Genomic DNA, 18,902 nt, shown 5'->3' with positions numbered 1-18,902 from the left:
AATCACAAGTTAGGAAGTGGCACCATGCAATTACTAATTTTAGGTGTTATTGCAATTGTTATCTTTATCTTAGAAGAGTACCTGTTTACGGCTAGTCGCTACTTTTGGGTCGGCGGTATCGTTCCGGTTTTATGGACGGCTTTTTTGGCGTACCTTGTCGTGGTCAATGCCATGAACTTAACGGTGCGCGAGTATGCTTTAGCAATTATTGCAGTCATCATTCCTTATGTTTGTTGGGGTAACGGCTATCAACGGCATCAAAGGGGGCAGTCATGAAAATTCAACCGCTAGCGGCAGCTCAAATTCCACGGGATTTACTGTTATTAGCCGATCCATCTTGGGCACAGGTCACAGCGTACTTATCGACAGGCCAATGTTATGGTTATCAACAAGATGGACAAGTGGTGGGGGTTGTCGTGTTAACAACGCTCACAACCGGGGTGTGGGAAGTTAAAAATATTGCGGTGGCGCCCGCCTATCAACATCGCGGCATTGCTAAGGCCCTACTAGCAACGGCGATTGCAGTCTGCCAAGCAGCGCCAACCTGTGATGAACTGCAAATTGGCACTGGTAATTCATCGTTGCGGCAACTAGCGATTTATCAACACGCTGGTTTTGAGATGATTGCGGTGTGGGTCAACTTTTTTGTGGATAACTATCCAGACCCGATCTATGAAGCTGGCTTGCAGTGTAAAAGTATGGTGCGATTGAGTATGTCAACAACCAGGGAGGTGGCACAACGTGTGGAAAACGAGTCATTTACTAATTAGTTGGTTTTACGGTGCAATCGCCGTCTTCATTATCATGTTTTTTACGGCCCGTCAGGAAGTCAATCGGATCGTGTTAGAATTGAATCCGTTCGTCATTTACAGTATTATTTGTGCGCTCGTGCTGTTTCCAATTGTGAAGTATCGTTGGCCGCGGGTGTTTCGAGTCTGGCGTAAACAACCCAAGGAAACACCGTCAACGCGACCAGACGATGAGCAAATCATTCAGGACTCTGGCCGACCATGGTCAGTAGCGGCCAAGCGGACAAAGCCCAAACCTGTTCCAACCGCATTAACGCCGCAAGTCGAGGCTAAGAGTGACTTCATGGATGGCTTTATCAACTTCTTTAAGAATATTTTGATGGCAGTGATTTTGGTTCCTTTAAGCCCAATTATTTGTGGGTATTTTGGGGTCCAGGATTGGCGTCAGCGCCAAAAATAGTCGGAGCTGATAATCTGTTCAGAAAGCTGATCAAATCAATTGAAGACTTATGCAGATACTGTGGATAACGGCATTAAGTTATTAACTGTGGATAAAAGTCTGGTTAACAAATAAACGAATCAACAAGTTGTTCATAACTTTGTTGATTCGTTTATTTGTTAATTTTGAAAATGATTGATGTATTGTTGCCGGTTCTGCCACGGCCAAGCCTTAACAACGCCAATGACTTTGTTTTGGGAGACAAATCCCCAATTACGGCTATCATTAGAGACGCTCCGGTGATCACCAAGGACAAAGTAACTGCCTTTAGGGACCCGGTTGTTGGTAACGGTGACCTGCCAAGCTGGCTGATTATGGCTCAAACTGGTTAATGTCCAGCCGGTAAATTGGCTGTGGGCGTTGGCCATATAAGACCCAGTTGTGAGTTGATAATGATTAGGCTGATAAGTTTGCTTGACTAGCTTATTGTTGACGTATAGTTTACCAGCATGTGTATAACGGACTTTATCGCCACCAACTGCTACGACTCGCTTGACGTAAACGGCGTTGTGGTCAGCTTGGGCGGCATCGACGCCGTATGCGTAGAAGACGATGACACTACCACGTTTGATGGTACTAGTTTTGACGGCGACCACGTGTTGATTGTTTTGCAAGTTTGGTTGCATGGAATTACCATCCACTTTTACTACTGTGAACCAGAATTGGCGAATCAAAAGTGCGATAATCAGACCAATTATGATGGGGAGTAGCCAACTAAGGACAACTTTTACTTTGGTGGTCATTGATTAGACTCCTTATTATTTAAATAATATTTTCAGTATAACAAAAAAGCAAGTCGCAGTTAACGATTTGCTGATAAGGTGTTCAAATCTTAAGGTTGGTAGTTATTAATATATTGTTTGCGGTTCTGCCATGGCCATGCTTTGACGACCCCAATCATCTTGCTCTTAGGAACGAGCCCCCAGTAACGGCCATCGTTAGAGACGCTCCGGTGATCACCAAGGACAAAGTAGTAACCCTTCGGCACCGTATTGTTGGTCACGGACTTGGCCCAGCCTTGATCATGGCTCAAACTATTGAGTGTCCAACCAGTGAACTTGCTGTGACTATTAGCCATGAAGGACCCAGTCGTTTGTTGATACTTATTTTTGAGATAGGTTTGCTTGACTAATTTGTTGTTCACGTAAAGTTTACCGGAACTTGTGTAGCGGATCGTATCCCCAGGCATCCCAATGACCCGCTTAACATAAACGGCGTTTTTGTCGGTCTGGTTCGGATCGAGTCCGTAGGCGTTGAAGACGACGACGGAACCTGCTTTGATTTTGCTAGTCTTAAAAGCTACGACGCGTTCGTTATTTTGTAAATTCGGTTGCATCGAAGTCCCATCGACTTTGACCATAGTAAACCAGAACTGACGAATCAGTAGGGCGATGATCAAGCCAATCGCAATCGGAACCACCCAGCTCATAATGCTTTTAAATGTTTTCAATGGTTAAAACTCCCTTAATTGTGTGTATACCTCTCATTATAAACGATAATGATTTTTTCGCAGTATAAAAAAGCTTAAAAGTTCAACGATACTCAAAATGGGGGCGATTGCTTTCGAGAATGCGTGTTCATGGTGACAATTGCGTGCTATGCTGGTGAAAGTGAAATGCGATTGATGGGAGGAACTGGGAGTATGAAAACACAGAAAGAACGAATGCTGGCGGGTGAGTTGTACGTTGCTGATGATCCAGAATTAGGACGTGAAAATCATCGTGCCAAACAGTTAGTACGGGAATTTAATCAAACAACCGAAGCCCAACCAGAAGAACGGCAACGATTGTTAACGGCAATGTTCAACAAAATTGGTGACGGGGGCTATATCGAACCGCCATTTCATACCGACTATGGGAGCAACACGACGATTGGCAAGCACTTCTACGCCAATTACGATGCGATTTTTGTTGATGTGGGGCGGATAACGATTGGTGATAACGTCTTTATGGGACCGCGGGTCGGCTTGTATACGGCGGGTCACCCCATTGACGCCGCCATTCGTGCTGAACAACTTGAATATGGTTGGCCAATTACGATTGGACACGATGTTTGGTTTGGGGGCAACGTGGTCGTTAATCCGGGTGTCACGATTGGGAGTAATGTCGTGATTGGGTCTGGTTCTGTGGTTACTCATGATATCCCGGATAACGTGGTTGCGGTCGGCAATCCTTGCCATGTCTTACGAGAAATCACCACCGCCGACCATGAATATTGGGCTCGGCAACGGGCCGCCTATTTTGCTGATCGTGATGATGATTGATAGAAATTAATGGTACTGTGTTCATGTCATTGAAGTTTGGATTAGAAATAAGGCCGCGATATTTTTAATAATAGACATTACACCCCCTCAGCCTTAAAATTAACTTAGAAAAAGGATAAGAAAGAGGCGGTAAGCGCAATGCTAAAAGATGATCAGATCGTGTGGGCAATTCACCAAATGGAAGCAGACATCGGACCAGTGGGACCTTCCCTGGACTCGCGGACGCCGTTTCAGTATTTGATTTCAGTAATTCTGAGCGCTCAGGCGACCGACGTCTCGGTTAACAAGGTGACGCCGGTGCTGTTTGAGAAGTATCCAGAACCAAAGGACTTGATGGCTGCCGATGTTGCGGATGTGGAAGCAATTATCAAGAGCGTCGGATTATTTCATAATAAGGCCCGCAACATCATTAAAACGGCGCGCATTGTCCATGAAGAATTAGCCGATGTCGTGCCTACCGATCGTAAAGGCATCATGGCGTTACCAGGTGCGGGCCGCAAAACTGCCAACGTGGTATTGAGTGACGTTTTTGAACAACCGACGTTTGCTGTCGATACACACGTCTCGGCAATCTCGAAACGCTTGCACTTTGTCGCTCAGACCGCGACGCCGTTACAAGTTGAACAAAAAATCGTGAGTGTGTTGGCACCGGCAGAATTACATCAAGCCCATCACACGATGATTGAATATGGGCGGAAGTATTCGATGAAGTTGACGCCAGACAAAGAAGTTTGTCAATTGATCATTGACTGTGACAAGTTGAATGAGGAAAATGAAGCGTTGATCTAGTAGCGTGGGGCGACAGCGAGCATGTTTTAGCCATTGGTAGAACTGCTTGTAAGTCTTGCTAGACGTGTAATCAAAGCCAGGGTACGCTAAACAACCTCTTTTCCGACAGGCCGAAATTGGCTGCCCTTGACCTTAACTGGCAGTCCTATTTTTAACATAATTACGTACTGACGCGAGCATTAAGACGAGTGGTGGTCTTGATGTTCGCGTTTTTTAGTTTGTTCACGGTCGTGTTTTTCGATGCGTCTGAAAAATAGGCTATTCAGAAAGTAAGTAAAACCGAACATAAAAACAATTAGCATTAAAACAGTCGCAATGGCTTGGGCAATCATAGTTGGACCTCCTCGGATAACGGGTGATAACACTGGAATTATCAGTGTCAGTGACTGTTGTCATTGTACGAGCAATGCGAGGAAAAATGCAAGCGGTGGCTTAAATGCTAACCGTGAATCTTGAAAATACGGTATGATAATAGTAACCGATTACATATAGGAGGCTAAATTATGGCATACATCGAAGTGCAGCAGGCAACGCGCCAGTTTAAAAATGGTGAGCAGGTCACCGTTGCTAATCGTGATATTTCATTTGAAGTTGACCAGGGCGCGGTCGTTGTGATTTTAGGCCCAAGTGGTGCGGGTAAGTCCACGTTACTCAATATTTTAGGTGGCATGGACAGCCCTACGAGCGGCCGTGTACTGGTGGATGGTGTGGACATTGCGCAATTCAACTCACGGCAATTAACGACCTATCGCCGGCAAGCGGTCGGGTTCGTTTTTCAATTCTACAACCTGGTTCCGAACTTGACGGCGCGTGAAAATGTCGAGTTGGCGTCACAAATCACCAAGGATGCCCGCGATGTTGACGAGACGTTAGCCTTAGTGGGGCTGACGCACCGAGCGGATAACTTTCCCGCCCAATTGTCCGGTGGCGAACAACAGCGGGTCGCAATTGCGCGGGCAGTTGCCAAAAATCCCAAATTATTACTCTGTGATGAACCTACTGGTGCGCTCGACTATCAGACGGGAAAGCAAGTCTTACAGGTGATTCAAGATGCAGCTAAGCAGACGCAGACAACGGCCATTATTGTGACGCATAATAGTGCGATTGCGAAGTTGGGTGACCAAGTCATTCGTATCAATGATGCTCAAGTGCAGTCGGTTGAGCATAATGCTCATCCAACGCCTTTGGCTGAGATTGAATGGTAGGTGCAGCGATGACAGCAGCTTATTTTAAAACAATTATGCGTGAGATTTGGTCATCGAAAGCCCGTTTTGCTTCAATATTACTGATCATTTTCTTAGGGGTGGCTTTTTATACGGGAATTCGGGCGACTGGTCCGGATATGTCGCAGGCGGCTAATGATTATTATGCGAAGCAAAAACTAGCGACTAATAGTGTCCAGTCGACATTGGGACTGACTAAGGCCGATACACGAGTACTGAATCAGCACCGCTCACAGCTCACTTACCAAGCGACACGCTACGTTGATGTTAATCAGTTGAACAATAGTCAAGTTGTGCGGGTGATGGCGTTACCGACAACCCAACGACTGAATCGGTTACGGATCGTTAAGGGACGGTTACCGCGGCATGCCAATGAGATCGTGTTAGACGCGCAAGCACAGCGATTGCAGCCGAAGCTAAAAGTCGGTTCAACGTATCGAATTAGCAGTACGGCTAAGCGCAATGCACAGTTCACGCGGCAAACATTCAAGGTCGTAGGGTTTGTCAATTCACCAACATATGTTGAAAATACGAATCGAGGCGTCACCAACGTTGGCAAAGGGACTTTGGACTACTTGGTCTATGTTCGCCCGCAGGTGATTAGGTCCAGTGTGATAACGCGCATTGACGTGCAATTCAAGAATTTGCGGGGCGTCACCCCCTACACGGCGAAGTATCGGCGCTTAAATCGCGAGAACACCGCGCAACTCAAACGCTGGTTAAAACCACAAGCGCGTAAGCGGCAGCAGGCATTACAAGCCCAGGCCCAGGCTAAGCTGAAACCATTGCAGCAGGCGACCCAGCAACTTGCGAGTCAAGTGCCAGCGGGAACGGCACAACTAGTCAAGTTACAAAGTCAGTTGAAGCGCGCGCAGGCCCAGGTCGCGGCCATCACAATGCCGACTTATTTGTACACTGACCGTACGGATAATCCGGGTTACACAGAATATCACGAAAATACGCAACGAGTCGTGGCACTGTCGACTGTCTTTCCGCTGTTCTTTATTGCGATTGCCGCGTTAATTTGTCTAACGACGATGACGCGGATGGTTGAAGAATTGCGGCTACAGATGGGGACGTTAAAGGCCCTCGGGTATACGAATACCGCGGTTGGTAGCGAGTTTATGATTTATGGTGGTTTAGCCGCGCTGATTGGGACCGCGCTAGGCGTCCTGTTCGGCGTCAATTTCTTCCCGCGGTTTATCGCGCAGGCCTATGGCAGTATGTATAATTTGCCCGCCATCAACGTTCAATACATTTGGATGGACATTGGTATCGCCTTAGCCATTGCGTTGTTGTGCACGTTAGGGACGGCACTGGTCGTGCTCCGTGTGGATTTAAACAGTTTACCGGCGCAGCTCTTACAACCGCGAGCACCTAAGGCTGGTAAGACCTTGTTATTGGAACGCTGGCGGTGGTTGTGGCGCCATCTCAGCTTTAATCATAAAATTACGATTCGTAATCTGTTTCGTTACAAACAACGGTTGTTGATGACCGTGCTCGGTATTGCGGGCTGCATGGCAATGATGATTACGGGGTTTGGCTTAAAGGATTCCATTGGTGATATTAGCGTCAAGCAATTTAACGAATTGTGGCACTACGATGCAGTGGTGACGCGTAGTGGGAACGAAACGGACCAACAACGGCAAGCACTCAGTCGTGGTCAACTTTACCAGGCTAGTTTGAAATTACAGGCCAAGCAGGTGACGGTCAAACAGTCCGGGGTAGCAGAACAGACGGCTACGCTCGGTATCCCGGCACCCCACCAATCGCTAAGCAAGTTCGTGGTATTACGGCACCGACAAAGTCATCAGGCCATTCATATCGGTAATCGCGGTGCGGTCATCGATGAAAAATTAGCTAAGTTATATGGCGTTCAGGCGGGCGATGATTTAACGATCAAGTTGGCTGGGCAAACGGCTAAGCGGATTCACATCAGTGCGGTGGCTGAAAATTACGTCAATCATTTTATCTATATGAGTCCGACTTATTATCGACGTGTCTTCAAGCAGGCACCAGTATATAACACGAACTATGTCCGGTTTAAGCAGGCAACGAAAAAGCAAGAAAATGCTTATGCGGACCGGCTATTGAAACAGGCGGGGATTCAGAACGTGACACTGATGAGTACAGAGAAAGCCACTAATTTTAAAATGCTGGATAGCATGAACTTAGTCGTCTTGATCTTTGTCATCTCGGCGGGGGCACTAGCGCTAGTAGTGCTCTATAACTTAACGAATATTAATGTTTCTGAACGAATTCGGGAATTGTCAACGATCAAAGTGTTAGGGTTTTACGACGGCGAAGTGACGATGTACATCTTCCGTGAAAATCTGATATTGACGGTTTTAGGCATTATTGCCGGTTGTTTCTTGGGCAACTGGTTGCACGCATATATCTTGCAAACGGCTGAAACGAACGCGTTAATGTTTTCACCAACGATTCATCCGTTGAGTTACGTTTACGCGGCATTATTGACCCTGGCCTTTAGTTTATTAGTCATGGGAATGATGCATCGTAAGTTAAAGCGAGTCAATATGCTGGATGCACTGAAATCTGTCGATTAAACGTGTCTGACAACGGCCAATGGTAGCCGAAGTGGTATAATTAAATTGATTGGAACAGTTTAATTAAGGATGACTAGGGGATGAATGGCATGGCAGAAACGGCACAGTTAGAAGCTGCTGTACAGGCATTAAGCGATATTGTAAAAATGAATACGGTAAATAACCATGAGCAATTGGTGGCGGATTATTTGGTCACACTTTTAAAACAACATGGTATTGAAGCACAATCAATCGAGTACGCTCCCGGGCGGGTGAACTTGGTGGCCGAAATTGGTGATGGTCACGGTCCAGTCGTCGCGTTGGATGGCCATGAAGATACGGTGGCGTTGGGTGATGCAGATAAATGGCACACGGACCCGTTGGCAGCAACTATTAAGGATAATCGGTTGTATGGTCGCGGTGTGACGGACATGAAGGCTGGACTAATGGCTGAAGTTTTCGCGATGATTGCCTTGCACGATCAGGACATCCCACTCCATGGCACGGTGCGGTTACTCGCAACTGTGGGAGAAGAAGTCGACCACTTAGGCGCTGAACAATTGACGGAACTCGGTTACGCCGATGATATTCAAACGTTAATCTGTGCGGAACCAAGCGGTGCGGACAAACAACTTTTACTGACTAAGTCGATTCAAGCCATGTTAGGTGTTGACGGCGACACGGCGCAACGGATGGCGGACGCGAATCCGACGACCGAACAACACTTTATCGAATTAGCGCATAAGGGTTCACTGACTTATACGATTAAAGCACAAGGGGTGGCGGCCCACAGCTCGATGCCAACGATTGGTCAAAATGCCATCGATATGTTGATGACTTACTATCAGAAGCAAACCGCCTATTTTGACAGTTTCAAGACTATCGTTAATCCCGTATTGGGTCCAACCGTGCCCGTCGTAACGTTAATCAGTGGTGGTGAACAGATCAATACCGTCCCAGCCAGTGCCGAAATGTCAGTTAAAATTCGGACAATTCCAGAATTACGGAATGACCGCTTGATTAAGGATTTGGAAGCCATCATTGCTGAATGCAATGCCGATGGTGCCAACTTAACGATGGACATCGCAAGTTCGTTCTATCCAGTGCATACGCCGGAAGATAGCCAGTTGGTCCAGTTGGCGAAGCAGGTTGGGGAACAAGTCTTACAACAACGGCTCCCGTACTTTGGCGCTCCTGGTGGGACGGACGCATCGTCTTATATTGTGAAGAGTCCCGATATGCAAGTGATCGTCTTCGGACCCGGCAATATTACGGCGCATCAGGTTAATGAATACGTTGATTTAGATATGTATGGGCGTTTCATCGAGATTTATCAAAAAATGATTACGGAATTGCTGGCTTAACGGAAACGTTAATAATCGTGAATTAAATTATGCCAAAAATGCTTTCAAAAAAAGTAATAGTCGTTTCAAGAATTGATTCTTGAAATGACTATTACTTTTTTTGAGCAAGGCGACTGAACCTCGGTGTATCTAACTTAATAATGATTGTGGTGACGGTTGTGCGTTATTCAGGTTATTCGTGATGCCCAAACCGTTGCAAGTAACTTGCAAAATCTTCGTGATCCTGGGTAATACCAGCTTCCTTTTCTTCATACCAATTAATTTTGTCGTTGAGAATCTGTAGGTGATGTTGGACCTCGTTGAACTGGACGAGAAAGTCTGCTTTAACGTGCTTGAGCAGTGCCAATCGCTGGGGAATCGTGTCGTCGCCGGCTGCGCGCCAGGTAACGTATTGTTGCAATTCGCTAATACTCATACCCGTTCCTTTAAGATGTAATAAGAATTTGACCCAGTTAATATCGGCGGTCTCATAATAGCGCCGGCCATTGTCTAAGCGATGTGGTTCAATCAAGCCCGCTTTTTCGTAGTAGCGTAGCGTGGGAGCGCTGAGACCAACGGCTTTAGCGAAGTCACCGATCGAATAACGTTCAGTGGTGGTAGTTGTCAATGTGAAAATCTCCTTTGTTCAAGCTTTTATTTGAAGTAACTTTAGCAATAACAATACCACGAAATCCTATTTTAGCAAGTTTAAACTTTATTGTTGACTTAAAGTGTACTTTAAGTTGTAAGCTGTATTCATCGATAAGTTAACAAGCAAATAATTAAGGAGTGTTTTTATTATGACAACAACTAATAATAGTGGTTTATTTGGTTTAGGTGTGAAGAATGAGGCTTACCAACAATACTTTATTGGTCAAAGTTACCTGAACGCCTTAGCCGGTGATGACCAGGTTGACGTGAATGTTTCCAACGTGACGTTTGAACCCGGCTGTCGGAATAATTGGCATATCCATCATAATGGCTACCAAATCTTATTGGTAACGAGTGGTGAAGGTTGGTATCAAGAGGCTGGTAAACCAGCCCAGTTAATGCATCCCGGCGACGTGGTCACAATTCATCCTGGTGTGAAGCATTGGCATGGTGCAACTAAGGATAGTTGGTTTGCCCACATCGCGATTACTAAGGGGACTAGCGAATGGCTCGAACCAGTTGACGATGAAGCCTACGCAAAATTATAAACGTTAAAGCAGTGATTGAAGGAGGAAGTTATTATGGCAGTTAAACAAACCGCAGGACGCGACAATTTAGGCAAATTAGCACCACAATTTGCCGCATTAAATGATGATGTGTTATTTGGTGAAGTCTGGTCACGCGAAAGCGCACTAAGTTTACATGATCGGAGTATGATTACGATTGCATGCTTAATGACCAGTGGTGATTTTCCACAATTAAAGGCGCATTTTAAGATGGGCAAGGATCATGGGATTTCAAAGGATGAAGCCGTTGAAATGGTTACCCACCTGGCCTTCTATGCGGGGTGGCCTAAGGCGTGGTCAGCAATGGCACTGATTAAAGAAGTTTACGGTGAATAGGAGGAGCAGTTAGATGACAGTTAAAAACAAAGTCGTTGTGATTACGGGAGCCTCGTCCGGAATTGGGGCGACGACCGCTAAGCAATTAGCCAGTAATGGTGCTAAAGTCGTATTGGGCGCACGGCGTGAAGAACGCCTGGCCGCTTTAGTTGATGAAATCAAGGTAGCCGGTGGACAAGCGGCCTATCAGGTGACGGATGTAACGAAGTCAGCCGATGTACAAGCACTAGTTAAGCTAGCCCAAACGCAATTCGGTGGGCTTGACGTGATTTTCAATAATGCCGGGATTATGCCGACATCGCCAATCAGTGCCTTGCACACGGATGAATGGGACCAGATGATTGATATTAACATCAAAGGCGTCTTGAACGGGGTGGCAGCGGTCATGCCAATCTTTACTGCTCAAAAATCTGGTCAGATTATTACGACATCTTCAGTGGCTGGAATTAAGTCCTTTGCTGGCTCCGGCGTGTACGGTGCCACGAAGTTTGCGGTTCGTAATTTGATGGAAGTTATTCGAATGGAAAGTGCCCAAGAAGGCACCAATATTCGAACGGTCAGCTTATATCCAGCGGCCATTAATACGGAATTACTGCACACGATTACGGATAAAACGGCCAAACAGAATATGACTGATTTTTATCAACAAGTGGGAATCAGTCCAACTGCCGTTGCGAACGTGGTTAACTTTGCCATTGACCAACCAGAGGATGTTAACGTTAATGAATTTACGATTTATCCGACGAAGCAGGCCTAACTTGATTTAGCGAGTATTACTAGAAAGCTTGATATGAATAATTATATATCAGGGTTAATTAACGGTTGCTCTGAGTCAAGTAGACAGTTCCAGTCATTAAAATCGTAATGTCGTTTTTAGTAAGGTATGAAGCTGAAATCACTTCGAGTTCATGCCAGTAGTGCTTCTTAGTTGGTTACATTGCTTTTTGAGCTAGAACAGCTAGTACACGCATATTTGTGTTTGGTTCTAATACCGTATTTTTTAGCTTTTGAGTACATGTGCTGACTGAATGACTCTGCCTTGGCTAACTAGAATAGTGGGAAAAGGCGTTTTTCTATGATTAATCATAGAAAAACGCCTCCAGAAGAACTAAAATTCGATTTTGTCTTAATTATAATAACGCTTAGCTATGGTTCAGGCCAAATGCTCCAATCTTGTCCACCGCCCCCACCATCGTCACCAAAACCTACTGGAACTTCCTCTCTTAAAGAGCTAGCAGGCAATTCTTTTGTAATAGTTGTGGATGGATTTACAGTAGGTGTATCGGATGCCTCAGCTTTTGTACCGGCTACTATTACTAGACTACCAACTAATAAGGATAAGCCCATGATTGAGGTTGAAATTAATAATTTCATTTTATCTCCACCTTTCGATAATACTATAAAAGCCAAGTAAAATGAGAACAGGACCTGAAATAATCAAAATTAGGCCCTGTAAGAAAAAAGAAAGTTCTCCTGACATTAGTTCATCTCTGGCCTCACTTTCTAAAAGTGCACGATCTCGATAGACAATTGAATCGATACTGCTTCTGTGCTCATAGGAGGCTTTTTCATTTTCTTGAATTTCTTTCTTAAATTCTCGTGTGCTTGGAGAATTTAAGATAAAGTGCGCTTCTTTCAGATTGGTAAGTCTATAATTTAACAATGGATAGGAAAATAAATACGACAGTGTGAATATTATATTGGGGATATTCCATCGAAATACAAATGTACCTGTTGAGGGTGCCGTGACCAGATACATTAATATAATATAAAATATCAAGACTCGTAAATAACTATAGATAAACGATTTCATCAATTTCATTTGGTAGCATCTTCTACTTATTAAGTATTTACGAAACGTATAATAGGCCCTTAAAATTTGGTGGTCAATCTTTTTCCTAAAAAAAAGCAAGTTCGGACTCATTATGAATTAACGCGACTTTTAAAATAGGGTATCTAAGTGGCAGTTACTCAATACGAAGGCAAGCTAAGGGTTAATATTTATCTGTTGTTACCGGCCACTTGAGCTAGTTGACGATAAGTTGGAAATTTCGAAAATTTGAATTCAAAAAATACAAGCACCCGGTTTAGCGCATAATGGCGTTGCTAGACCGGGTGCTTGCTGTTGTTATAAATATTCAACTAGTGGGCCTACTTCAACCGTAAGCCGCGCTTTAAGTTGCCCCAGAAACCGAGTTCATCCGTTTGTAACATTAGCCCACCATAGATTCGGCCGATGTAGATCATACTTCCAATGATTGTTGCAATGAGAATCAGGAGTGACACGATTGCAGCGGGCATCGTTGCCATGCCGTTAATGAGGCGCAATGGCATGAAGTATGATGAGAAAAACGGAATATATGAGAAAATCTTAACGAAGAGATTGTCGGGTGTGTTCTGAAAGGCTAGGGCCATGAAAAATGCTAGCATACTCAGATAGATGACCGGTTGTGCGGCCTTGCTAGCATCTGCGACCCGAGTCACCAAAGCACCACAGAAGGCCGACGCTACGGTGTAGAGTAGTACGGCTAGTAATGCGAATAATAAGTTGATTGAGACCAAGTTGTGAATCACTTGATTGATCAAATCGGTATTCTGTTGCCAAAAATCAATTGTGAGTGAGCTACGTTGGACGAATTGTATGACGGCAAAGCCACCCACTAAATAGACGAGCAGCTGAGTCACAATTACCAGTAAGACACCGTAAATTTTACCGTTGAAGTATTTCCGCGGTGTCGTACTCGAGAAGATGACTTCCATAATTTTGGTTCCTTTGTCTGCGGCAATTTCTTGGGCCGTAATTGCTGAATAGGTGGTCAAGATCAAGTAGACAAAGAAGACGACAATATAGAAGGAGACCGTTTTAGCCGTTTTATCTGAAGCGGCGTGTTTCTGCAATTGTTCAGTAAATTTGGGCTGTACAGCCAACGCCTGAGTCTGTTTGGCACTTAGTTGTGCGCGCTGCACGTTGCGTTGGCTTTGGACAGTGGCTAAGAACTGTTGAATCTTAGCCTTATCGCCGCTGCTGACGGCATTAGGACCAGTGAACTGCGCTTGCAACTGCTGATTCTTGGTTGTTAAAACGAGGTAGCCGGCGATGTCATTGCGCTTCGTCGCCGCCTTGGCGCTGGCGAGTGTTTGGTATTTATTAGCGGTAGCCACATGACTCTGTTTAATGAAGCTTGTGCGTAATTGTGAACTGGTGCTAACGACCGCGATGTCATTCTTACTAGCGCTAGGAGCCGCAAAATAAGAAAAGGCGGCCACGAACCCGAAGAACAAGAAGGGCATAAAAACGAGTGACAAAAAGCTCCAGGACTTGATCTGCCGTAAGTAGGTTTCAAAAGTCACGATCCAAGTCTTATTCATGGTCAACACCTCCCGCTTCAGTTCGGAAAATCTCATCTAGCGTTGGTGGCTGCTGACTGAACTCTTCAATGTAATGACCAGCAGTGACTTGATCAAAAATCGCTGGACCGACTGAAGCATCGGCAAGTTCGAGTCGGAAGCGGCGGGCCCCTTGTTGCGTAACGGTTGTGACTCCTGGTAGATCAGCCAGTTGAGCTTGCGACCAGTCAGTCGTCAAGAAGAGGCGGGTGCGGCCAAACTGGGCGCGGACGTCTTCAACGGTACCCTTAAGGACTGTTTCGCCATTACGTAGCATGACGAGTGAGTCACAGATAGCTTCGACATTACTCATATCATGACTGGAAAAAATAATCGCGGCGCCGCGTTGCTTAGCATCAAGGATAGCTTGCTTGAGCAGGTCAGCGTTGACGGGGTCCAAACCGCTGAACGGTTCATCCAAGATAATTAGTTTAGGCTCATGAATCAAAGTACAAATCAATTGGACTTTTTGTTGGTTCCCCTTAGATAACTTGTCAATTTTATCGGTCGGTTGTCCCTTGACTGCAAAGCGCTTCATCCATGCAGCAATTTTACCCTTGGTCACCCGCGCTGGTTGATTTTTTAACCGCGCCAAGTACACGATTTGTTGGGTGATAGTCAACTTGGACATTAGGCTACGTTCTTCGGGTAAGTAACCGATTTGATCATAGTCATCGGCGGTCAACGGTTGCCCGTTCCAAGTAATCTGACCATCGAATGAGAGAAAATTTAAGATGCTGTGAAACGTGGTTGATTTTCCCGCGCCATTTTGCCCAATCAATCCCATGATTTCCCCGTCATGGACGTCGAATGACACGTCATTCAATGCTTGAACAGTTCCGAAACGTTTCTGAATATGTGCGATGGATAGCATTAGTTTGTCCCCCAAAATTCTTGAAATAAAGTCATTACGTGTTGTGCGAGCTAATTAGTCATGGAATAGAATTAAAACGTGCCAATTAAATCAAAAGCAGCCAGCTTAGGCCCGCTGGAAAAAGTGCGAGTTAGCGTAAACATGATTTGCTAGTTCGTCCGACGCCGACCTCCAGGCATTTCTGCCAATTGCTGGAACGCGGTGGACACAGATTTAAGCCGCAACCCACGTCTTAAATACTGGTCTTCCACTAACCAAGCAAAGGATGCTTGCTAAGTGGAATTTCACCGCTGAGCATTGGCCGAAACGCCTTCCAGTCGGGACAGTATTCGAATGGCTGACAGGAATATACCCAACCTTTGCTGGATTTGTCGTTGTTTTTCATAAACGATAATTTTGTTAATCAACTGTCAGACTGAAAATGATATTGAGCCAGCTCACTACTTCTGAATCAGCGTAGTAAGATTTAATCTCTCGACAAAGTGCTAATGCACCTAACGCTTTGTTTAAAGTTTCAGTATCAAAATAGCCAACGATAAGTTATACCAAGTTAAGTGGCCGTTCATCTGCCATTCAAGCGGCTTCCCGAAACGTGTTCGGTGCCACTGAAGCCTGTGCTTGCTACGCCAACGGACTAATACAAACCGCATTAATCCGTTGGCTAGGCAATGCTCGGCTTCAACCCGTGACCCCTCACAGACTTGAGACTGAAGGGGCTGGGTGACAATGCTCAGTAGCCAAATTATTCTTAGCTGGAAGTGATTTCCTTCCGGCTTAGAATAAGACTCGTATTTGAGATGACGCGGGTTGGGCGTTAGCTCAAATCGACGTCGGCTGCGTTCCAGCAATTGGCACCCAGCCCCGGAGGTCGGCATAGGACGCACACCGGCTGACGAATAACAATCTAAACTTGGCACGTTTTAATCCTAATTAGGATTAGCACAATTAGCAATCATAGTTTGATTTTATGATGACATAGTTGATTCGGTGTGACAAGGGGGCACGCTTGGTTTTAAGCTAAGCTACTTGGTCACGCCGGCGTTTTCCAAGGCCAACAGGGCGCGCTTCATTGGTAAACCACCGCGATAACCGCCTAGTTGACCGTCCTTACGGCAGACACGATGGCAAGGAATAATGATGAGAAGTGGATTTTTACCAACGGCGCTGGCGACGGCTCGGACGGCGGTAGGACGACCAATCATCGTGGCTAGTTGTGAATAAGTTGCGGTTTGGCCGTATGGAATGCGTGCCAAAGCTTGCCAAACTTGTTGTTGTAGCTGAGTGCCGGTTGTTTGGTCAAGAGGCACGTCAAAGTTATGGCGTTGGCCAGTTAGGTAGTCGCGGAGCTCTTGACTGGCTTGTTGATTAGCTTGCTGATCATAATGAATATTAGTAGATTTGAAGAAAGTTTGCCATTCGTCACGTGGACCGTTGGCACGGCCAACAAAGGCTAAACCGGCGGGCGTTGCACCCAGCCAGTAAGTTTGTTGGTTAATGGTTGTTTGGGTCAATGTTAAGTGCATGTTTGAGCCCTCCATCTCAATTAGGATAGCGCTAGTATAACAGAATTTTTGGTGGCTGGACTTTCGAAATCTTGCTTTTTAATCCTTGATTAACACACTGATTAAACTTTGCGCGTATACTGGTAGTCATCAGGAAGCGGAGGTGCGAGGATTGGAGAATTTAACAAAAGCCGATACCATGTGGCGAGCTATTTGTAACAACGATGCAACGACGGATGGTCAATTTTTTTATGGTGTGACGAGTACGGGGATTTTTTGTCGGCCTAGCTGTCGTTCACGTTTACCTAAGCGGGCTAATGTGCGTCTATTTAAAAATGCTGATGATGCCCTAGCGGCTGGTTTTCGTCCCTGTAAGCGTTGTCGCCCAACCGGAACCATTGTAGCGGCTAGCGAATGGGTGCAAACGATCAAGCAAATTATTGAGCAGCACTATGCGGAACCGTTAACGTTGGGCGAATTAGCACAACGGGCACACGGCGCGCCGTTTTACTTGCACCACGTTTTCCAACAACAGACAGGACAAACACCAATGGCTTACTTGCGGTTAATCAGATTGGTACATGCCTGCGACTTGTTAACGACTACTGATCAACCAATTGCCACGATTGCATCAGCCTGTGGGTTTCAATCGGCAGCTTATTTTAGTACGCAGTTTAAGCAGACTTATCGACAAACGCCACGGCAATTCCGACAACAATGCTAGCATGACTAATCCAAGTCTTTGAACTGAAATGGAAATATTGTTAAAGAACATGGTTATACCAACCAGTTCAGCGTGGTTGTGCGACATAAATGAAATGCTAAAAAGCTAGCGCAAACGATGGTCTGTTTGCGCTAGCTTTGAGGTTATGATATAGCTAAATTTAATAATTGCAGATACTGATTAGTACCAGCCGTTTGCTTGCCAGAACGCTTTAGCAGCGGTCCATGAGCCGTAACGACCAGCGACGTATGCGTCAGCAGTCGCTTCTTGGTTGGCAGCAGAATAATCACCATTCAAGAGAACTTTACCAAGTTGGTATTTACCGTAATAAATTCCGTTGGTTGCGGTGTATGAGCCACCGGATTCACGAGCAGCAATCCAGGCCTTGGCTGCAGCTTCAGATGTATTAGTCGAACTAGTCGTTGTGCTCGTCGCTGAACTAGCTGTGTTTGAACTAGCTTGACTGGCAGTTGTGCTGCTGGTAGTTGCACTACTGGTTGCTGCTGAGCTAGCGGTAGTTGTGGTGCTTTGGCTAGTTGCCATCGTACTTTGACTAGCCGCGCTTTTTACTGAACTAGCACTGGCTTGACTAGTACTGCTTTGGCTAGCAGCCGATGTGGCACTTTGACTGGTGGCACTAGTGACTGAACTAGCGCTAGCTTGGCTAGTACTACTTTGACTGGCGACTGTTGATGTACTTTGGCTAGCGGCACTAGTGACTGAACTAGCGCTGGCTTGACTAGTACTGCTCTGGCTAACAGCTGACGTAGCACTTTGACTGGTCGCACTAGCGACTGAGCTGGCACTTGCCTGACTAGTGCTACTCTGGCTAACGACGGCCGTGGTACTTTGACTCGTTGCATTAGTCACTGAACTGGCGCTGGCTTGATTCGTACTGCTTTGGCTAACGGTCGAAGTGGTATCGGTACTTACCGCGCTACTGGCTATATTAGTATGGCTTTGAGTGCTCGTACTAGTTGCTGTAGCGGTGGTAGTTGGAGTCGCTACTGAAGTAGTGGTCCGCGTCATCTTAACCGTCTGGTGCTTATTGACTTGCAGCTTGTCCCCAACGTAAATTAAGTTGACGTTCTTCAAGTGGTTCAACTTTTGAACGGCAGCAACCGTGGTTTTGTGGTTATCGGCAATTTCACTAACCGTGTCACCAGCTTTGACCGTCACCGTATCTGCCTTAGCAGCGGTAGCACCAAGGGCAATGGCACCAGTTGTTGCTAATGAAGATAATAATAGGTGTTTAATTTTCATATAATTGATTCACTCCCAAACTAGAATAGACTTCCTTTAAAGTTTACCATCATGTAAGCGGTTCGTTAAGCGCAATTTGATCATCGATGGACTTTTTATCAAATAAAACATGCCCGATTAAGATACAGTGTAACAGATTAACGCTTACATTACCGCTAATTTGCAACGTTATTTTAGTGATGAGCGT

At 45.6% G+C, this 18,902-nt stretch carries 21 protein-coding genes; 12 read left to right on the top strand and 9 right to left on the bottom strand.

Annotated features, from left to right (window positions below; all coding sequences use genetic code 11):
* Nucleotides 1-24: 24 nt before the first annotated feature.
* The 3 genes from RXV91_RS05410 to RXV91_RS05400 are packed head-to-tail and all read left to right on the top strand — an operon-like array spanning nucleotide 25 to nucleotide 1,209.
* On the top strand, nucleotides 25-276 hold the full coding sequence (locus RXV91_RS05410) for a hypothetical protein (protein ID WP_316439017.1): 252 nt from the start codon (nucleotides 25-27) through the stop codon (nucleotides 274-276).
* Nucleotides 273-770 carry a GNAT family N-acetyltransferase gene (locus RXV91_RS05405; protein WP_316439016.1) on the top strand — a complete coding sequence of 166 codons (498 nt, stop codon included), beginning with the start codon at nucleotides 273-275 and terminating at the stop codon, nucleotides 768-770. The genes RXV91_RS05410 and RXV91_RS05405 overlap by 4 nt, the downstream gene beginning before the upstream one ends.
* Nucleotides 742-1,209, top strand: coding sequence for a hypothetical protein (locus tag RXV91_RS05400; RefSeq protein ID WP_316439015.1), 468 nt, complete (start codon nucleotides 742-744; stop codon nucleotides 1,207-1,209). Before RXV91_RS05405 ends, RXV91_RS05400 begins: the two co-directional genes overlap by 29 nt.
* Nucleotides 1,210-1,367: 158 nt before the next feature.
* Here the strand turns inward: RXV91_RS05400 and lepB (RXV91_RS05395) are convergent, their stop codons facing one another.
* On the bottom strand, nucleotides 1,368-1,991 hold the full coding sequence (gene lepB / locus RXV91_RS05395; protein WP_316439014.1) for a signal peptidase I: 624 nt from the start codon (nucleotides 1,989-1,991) through the stop codon (nucleotides 1,368-1,370).
* Between the two features lie 89 nt (nucleotides 1,992-2,080).
* Entirely contained in the window at nucleotides 2,081-2,698 is a 618-nt protein-coding gene (gene lepB / locus RXV91_RS05390) for a signal peptidase I (RefSeq protein ID WP_316439013.1), read from the bottom strand.
* A gap of 192 nt (nucleotides 2,699-2,890) precedes the next feature.
* Here lepB (RXV91_RS05390) and RXV91_RS05385 point away from each other — a divergent pair, with 192 nt between their 5' ends.
* Together RXV91_RS05385 and nth are read left to right on the top strand one after the other, a co-directional pair.
* Nucleotides 2,891-3,511 (top strand): sugar O-acetyltransferase, encoded by a 621-nt coding sequence (locus RXV91_RS05385; protein WP_316439306.1) that lies wholly within the window; start codon nucleotides 2,891-2,893, stop codon nucleotides 3,509-3,511.
* 138 nt (nucleotides 3,512-3,649) lie between these two features.
* Entirely contained in the window at nucleotides 3,650-4,300 is a 651-nt protein-coding gene (gene nth / locus RXV91_RS05380) for an endonuclease III (protein ID WP_003642136.1), read from the top strand.
* A gap of 179 nt (nucleotides 4,301-4,479) precedes the next feature.
* On the opposite strand, the gene RXV91_RS05375 is transcribed toward nth, so the two are convergent.
* Entirely contained in the window at nucleotides 4,480-4,632 is a 153-nt protein-coding gene (locus tag RXV91_RS05375; RefSeq protein ID WP_003642135.1) for a hypothetical protein, read from the bottom strand.
* Between the two features lie 171 nt (nucleotides 4,633-4,803).
* On the opposite strand from RXV91_RS05375, the gene RXV91_RS05370 reads away from it, so the two are divergent.
* The 3 genes from RXV91_RS05370 to RXV91_RS05360 all read left to right on the top strand — a co-directional run bounded on the left by RXV91_RS05370 (nucleotide 4,804) and on the right by RXV91_RS05360 (nucleotide 9,433).
* On the top strand, nucleotides 4,804-5,505 hold the full coding sequence (locus RXV91_RS05370; RefSeq protein ID WP_316439012.1) for an ABC transporter ATP-binding protein: 702 nt from the start codon (nucleotides 4,804-4,806) through the stop codon (nucleotides 5,503-5,505).
* Entirely contained in the window at nucleotides 5,499-8,090 is a 2,592-nt protein-coding gene (locus RXV91_RS05365) for an FtsX-like permease family protein (protein WP_316439011.1), read from the top strand. Before RXV91_RS05370 ends, RXV91_RS05365 begins: the two co-directional genes overlap by 7 nt.
* An 80-nt stretch (nucleotides 8,091-8,170) precedes the next feature.
* The gene (locus tag RXV91_RS05360; protein ID WP_316439010.1) at nucleotides 8,171-9,433 is read left to right on the top strand and encodes an ArgE/DapE family deacylase; all 1,263 of its coding nucleotides are present in this window, start codon (nucleotides 8,171-8,173) and stop codon (nucleotides 9,431-9,433) included.
* Between the two features lie 172 nt (nucleotides 9,434-9,605).
* On the opposite strand, the gene RXV91_RS05355 is transcribed toward RXV91_RS05360, so the two are convergent.
* Entirely contained in the window at nucleotides 9,606-10,040 is a 435-nt protein-coding gene (locus RXV91_RS05355; protein WP_316439009.1) for a MerR family transcriptional regulator, read from the bottom strand.
* A gap of 172 nt (nucleotides 10,041-10,212) precedes the next feature.
* Between RXV91_RS05355 and RXV91_RS05350 the strand changes: the two genes are divergently transcribed.
* From RXV91_RS05350 to RXV91_RS05340, 3 genes are read left to right on the top strand one after another with little or no spacing between them, the layout of a single operon-like run.
* Entirely contained in the window at nucleotides 10,213-10,611 is a 399-nt protein-coding gene (locus RXV91_RS05350; protein ID WP_316439008.1) for a cupin domain-containing protein, read from the top strand.
* A 33-nt stretch (nucleotides 10,612-10,644) separates the two neighbouring features.
* On the top strand, nucleotides 10,645-10,965 hold the full coding sequence (locus RXV91_RS05345) for a carboxymuconolactone decarboxylase family protein (protein WP_316439007.1): 321 nt from the start codon (nucleotides 10,645-10,647) through the stop codon (nucleotides 10,963-10,965).
* Nucleotides 10,966-10,978: 13 nt separating this feature from the next.
* Nucleotides 10,979-11,722, top strand: a complete 744-nt coding sequence (locus RXV91_RS05340; RefSeq protein WP_316439006.1) for an SDR family oxidoreductase — start codon at nucleotides 10,979-10,981, stop codon at nucleotides 11,720-11,722.
* Between the two features lie 389 nt (nucleotides 11,723-12,111).
* Here the strand turns inward: RXV91_RS05340 and RXV91_RS05335 are convergent, their stop codons facing one another.
* From RXV91_RS05335 to RXV91_RS05320, 4 genes are all read right to left on the bottom strand, one after another.
* Nucleotides 12,112-12,339 (bottom strand): hypothetical protein, encoded by a 228-nt coding sequence (locus RXV91_RS05335; RefSeq protein ID WP_316439005.1) that lies wholly within the window; start codon nucleotides 12,337-12,339, stop codon nucleotides 12,112-12,114.
* A gap of 777 nt (nucleotides 12,340-13,116) precedes the next feature.
* Nucleotides 13,117-14,334, bottom strand: coding sequence for an ABC transporter permease (locus RXV91_RS05330; RefSeq protein ID WP_316439004.1), 1,218 nt, complete (start codon nucleotides 14,332-14,334; stop codon nucleotides 13,117-13,119).
* Nucleotides 14,327-15,226 carry an ABC transporter ATP-binding protein gene (locus RXV91_RS05325; RefSeq protein WP_316439003.1) on the bottom strand — a complete coding sequence of 300 codons (900 nt, stop codon included), beginning with the start codon at nucleotides 15,224-15,226 and terminating at the stop codon, nucleotides 14,327-14,329. The genes RXV91_RS05330 and RXV91_RS05325 overlap by 8 nt, the downstream gene beginning before the upstream one ends.
* A 1,022-nt stretch (nucleotides 15,227-16,248) precedes the next feature.
* Nucleotides 16,249-16,749, bottom strand: a complete 501-nt coding sequence (locus RXV91_RS05320; RefSeq protein WP_316439002.1) for a methylated-DNA--[protein]-cysteine S-methyltransferase — start codon at nucleotides 16,747-16,749, stop codon at nucleotides 16,249-16,251.
* A 178-nt stretch (nucleotides 16,750-16,927) separates the two neighbouring features.
* Between RXV91_RS05320 and RXV91_RS05315 the strand changes: the two genes are divergently transcribed.
* Complete coding sequence (locus RXV91_RS05315; RefSeq protein ID WP_316439305.1) at nucleotides 16,928-17,452, top strand: bifunctional transcriptional activator/DNA repair enzyme AdaA; 525 nt, start codon at nucleotides 16,928-16,930, stop codon at nucleotides 17,450-17,452.
* A gap of 180 nt (nucleotides 17,453-17,632) precedes the next feature.
* Here the strand turns inward: RXV91_RS05315 and RXV91_RS05310 are convergent, their stop codons facing one another.
* Nucleotides 17,633-18,715: a LysM domain-containing protein gene (locus tag RXV91_RS05310; protein WP_316439001.1), complete on the bottom strand. Its 1,083-nt coding sequence runs from the start codon at nucleotides 18,713-18,715 to the stop codon at nucleotides 17,633-17,635.
* Nucleotides 18,716-18,902: the final 187 nt, after the last annotated feature.

Origin of the sequence: Lactiplantibacillus sp. DA1 (genome assembly GCF_032681335.1) — a bacterium.
GTDB lineage: Bacteria > Bacillota > Bacilli > Lactobacillales > Lactobacillaceae > Lactiplantibacillus.
The sequence above is the reverse complement of the archived record's forward strand: the minus strand, read 5'-3'. Positions and strand labels throughout refer to the sequence as shown.

Coding starts and splice junctions, on each gene's coding strand:
- RXV91_RS05410 (WP_316439017.1), top strand. CDS start 25: ATGCAATTACTAATTTTAGGTGTTATTGCAATTGTTATCTTTATCTTA.
- RXV91_RS05405 (WP_316439016.1), top strand. CDS start 273: ATGAAAATTCAACCGCTAGCGGCAGCTCAAATTCCACGGGATTTACTG.
- lepB (WP_316439014.1), bottom strand. CDS start 1,991: ATGACCACCAAAGTAAAAGTTGTCCTTAGTTGGCTACTCCCCATCATA.
- RXV91_RS05385 (WP_316439306.1), top strand. CDS start 2,891: ATGAAAACACAGAAAGAACGAATGCTGGCGGGTGAGTTGTACGTTGCT.
- nth (WP_003642136.1), top strand. CDS start 3,650: ATGCTAAAAGATGATCAGATCGTGTGGGCAATTCACCAAATGGAAGCA.
- RXV91_RS05375 (WP_003642135.1), bottom strand. CDS start 4,632: ATGATTGCCCAAGCCATTGCGACTGTTTTAATGCTAATTGTTTTTATG.
- RXV91_RS05370 (WP_316439012.1), top strand. CDS start 4,804: ATGGCATACATCGAAGTGCAGCAGGCAACGCGCCAGTTTAAAAATGGT.
- RXV91_RS05365 (WP_316439011.1), top strand. CDS start 5,499: ATGGTAGGTGCAGCGATGACAGCAGCTTATTTTAAAACAATTATGCGT.
- RXV91_RS05360 (WP_316439010.1), top strand. CDS start 8,171: ATGAATGGCATGGCAGAAACGGCACAGTTAGAAGCTGCTGTACAGGCA.
- RXV91_RS05350 (WP_316439008.1), top strand. CDS start 10,213: ATGACAACAACTAATAATAGTGGTTTATTTGGTTTAGGTGTGAAGAAT.
- RXV91_RS05345 (WP_316439007.1), top strand. CDS start 10,645: ATGGCAGTTAAACAAACCGCAGGACGCGACAATTTAGGCAAATTAGCA.
- RXV91_RS05340 (WP_316439006.1), top strand. CDS start 10,979: ATGACAGTTAAAAACAAAGTCGTTGTGATTACGGGAGCCTCGTCCGGA.
- RXV91_RS05335 (WP_316439005.1), bottom strand. CDS start 12,339: ATGAAATTATTAATTTCAACCTCAATCATGGGCTTATCCTTATTAGTT.
- RXV91_RS05330 (WP_316439004.1), bottom strand. CDS start 14,334: ATGAATAAGACTTGGATCGTGACTTTTGAAACCTACTTACGGCAGATC.
- RXV91_RS05325 (WP_316439003.1), bottom strand. CDS start 15,226: ATGCTATCCATCGCACATATTCAGAAACGTTTCGGAACTGTTCAAGCA.
- RXV91_RS05320 (WP_316439002.1), bottom strand. CDS start 16,749: ATGCACTTAACATTGACCCAAACAACCATTAACCAACAAACTTACTGG.
- RXV91_RS05315 (WP_316439305.1), top strand. CDS start 16,928: ATGTGGCGAGCTATTTGTAACAACGATGCAACGACGGATGGTCAATTT.
- RXV91_RS05310 (WP_316439001.1), bottom strand. CDS start 18,715: ATGAAAATTAAACACCTATTATTATCTTCATTAGCAACAACTGGTGCC.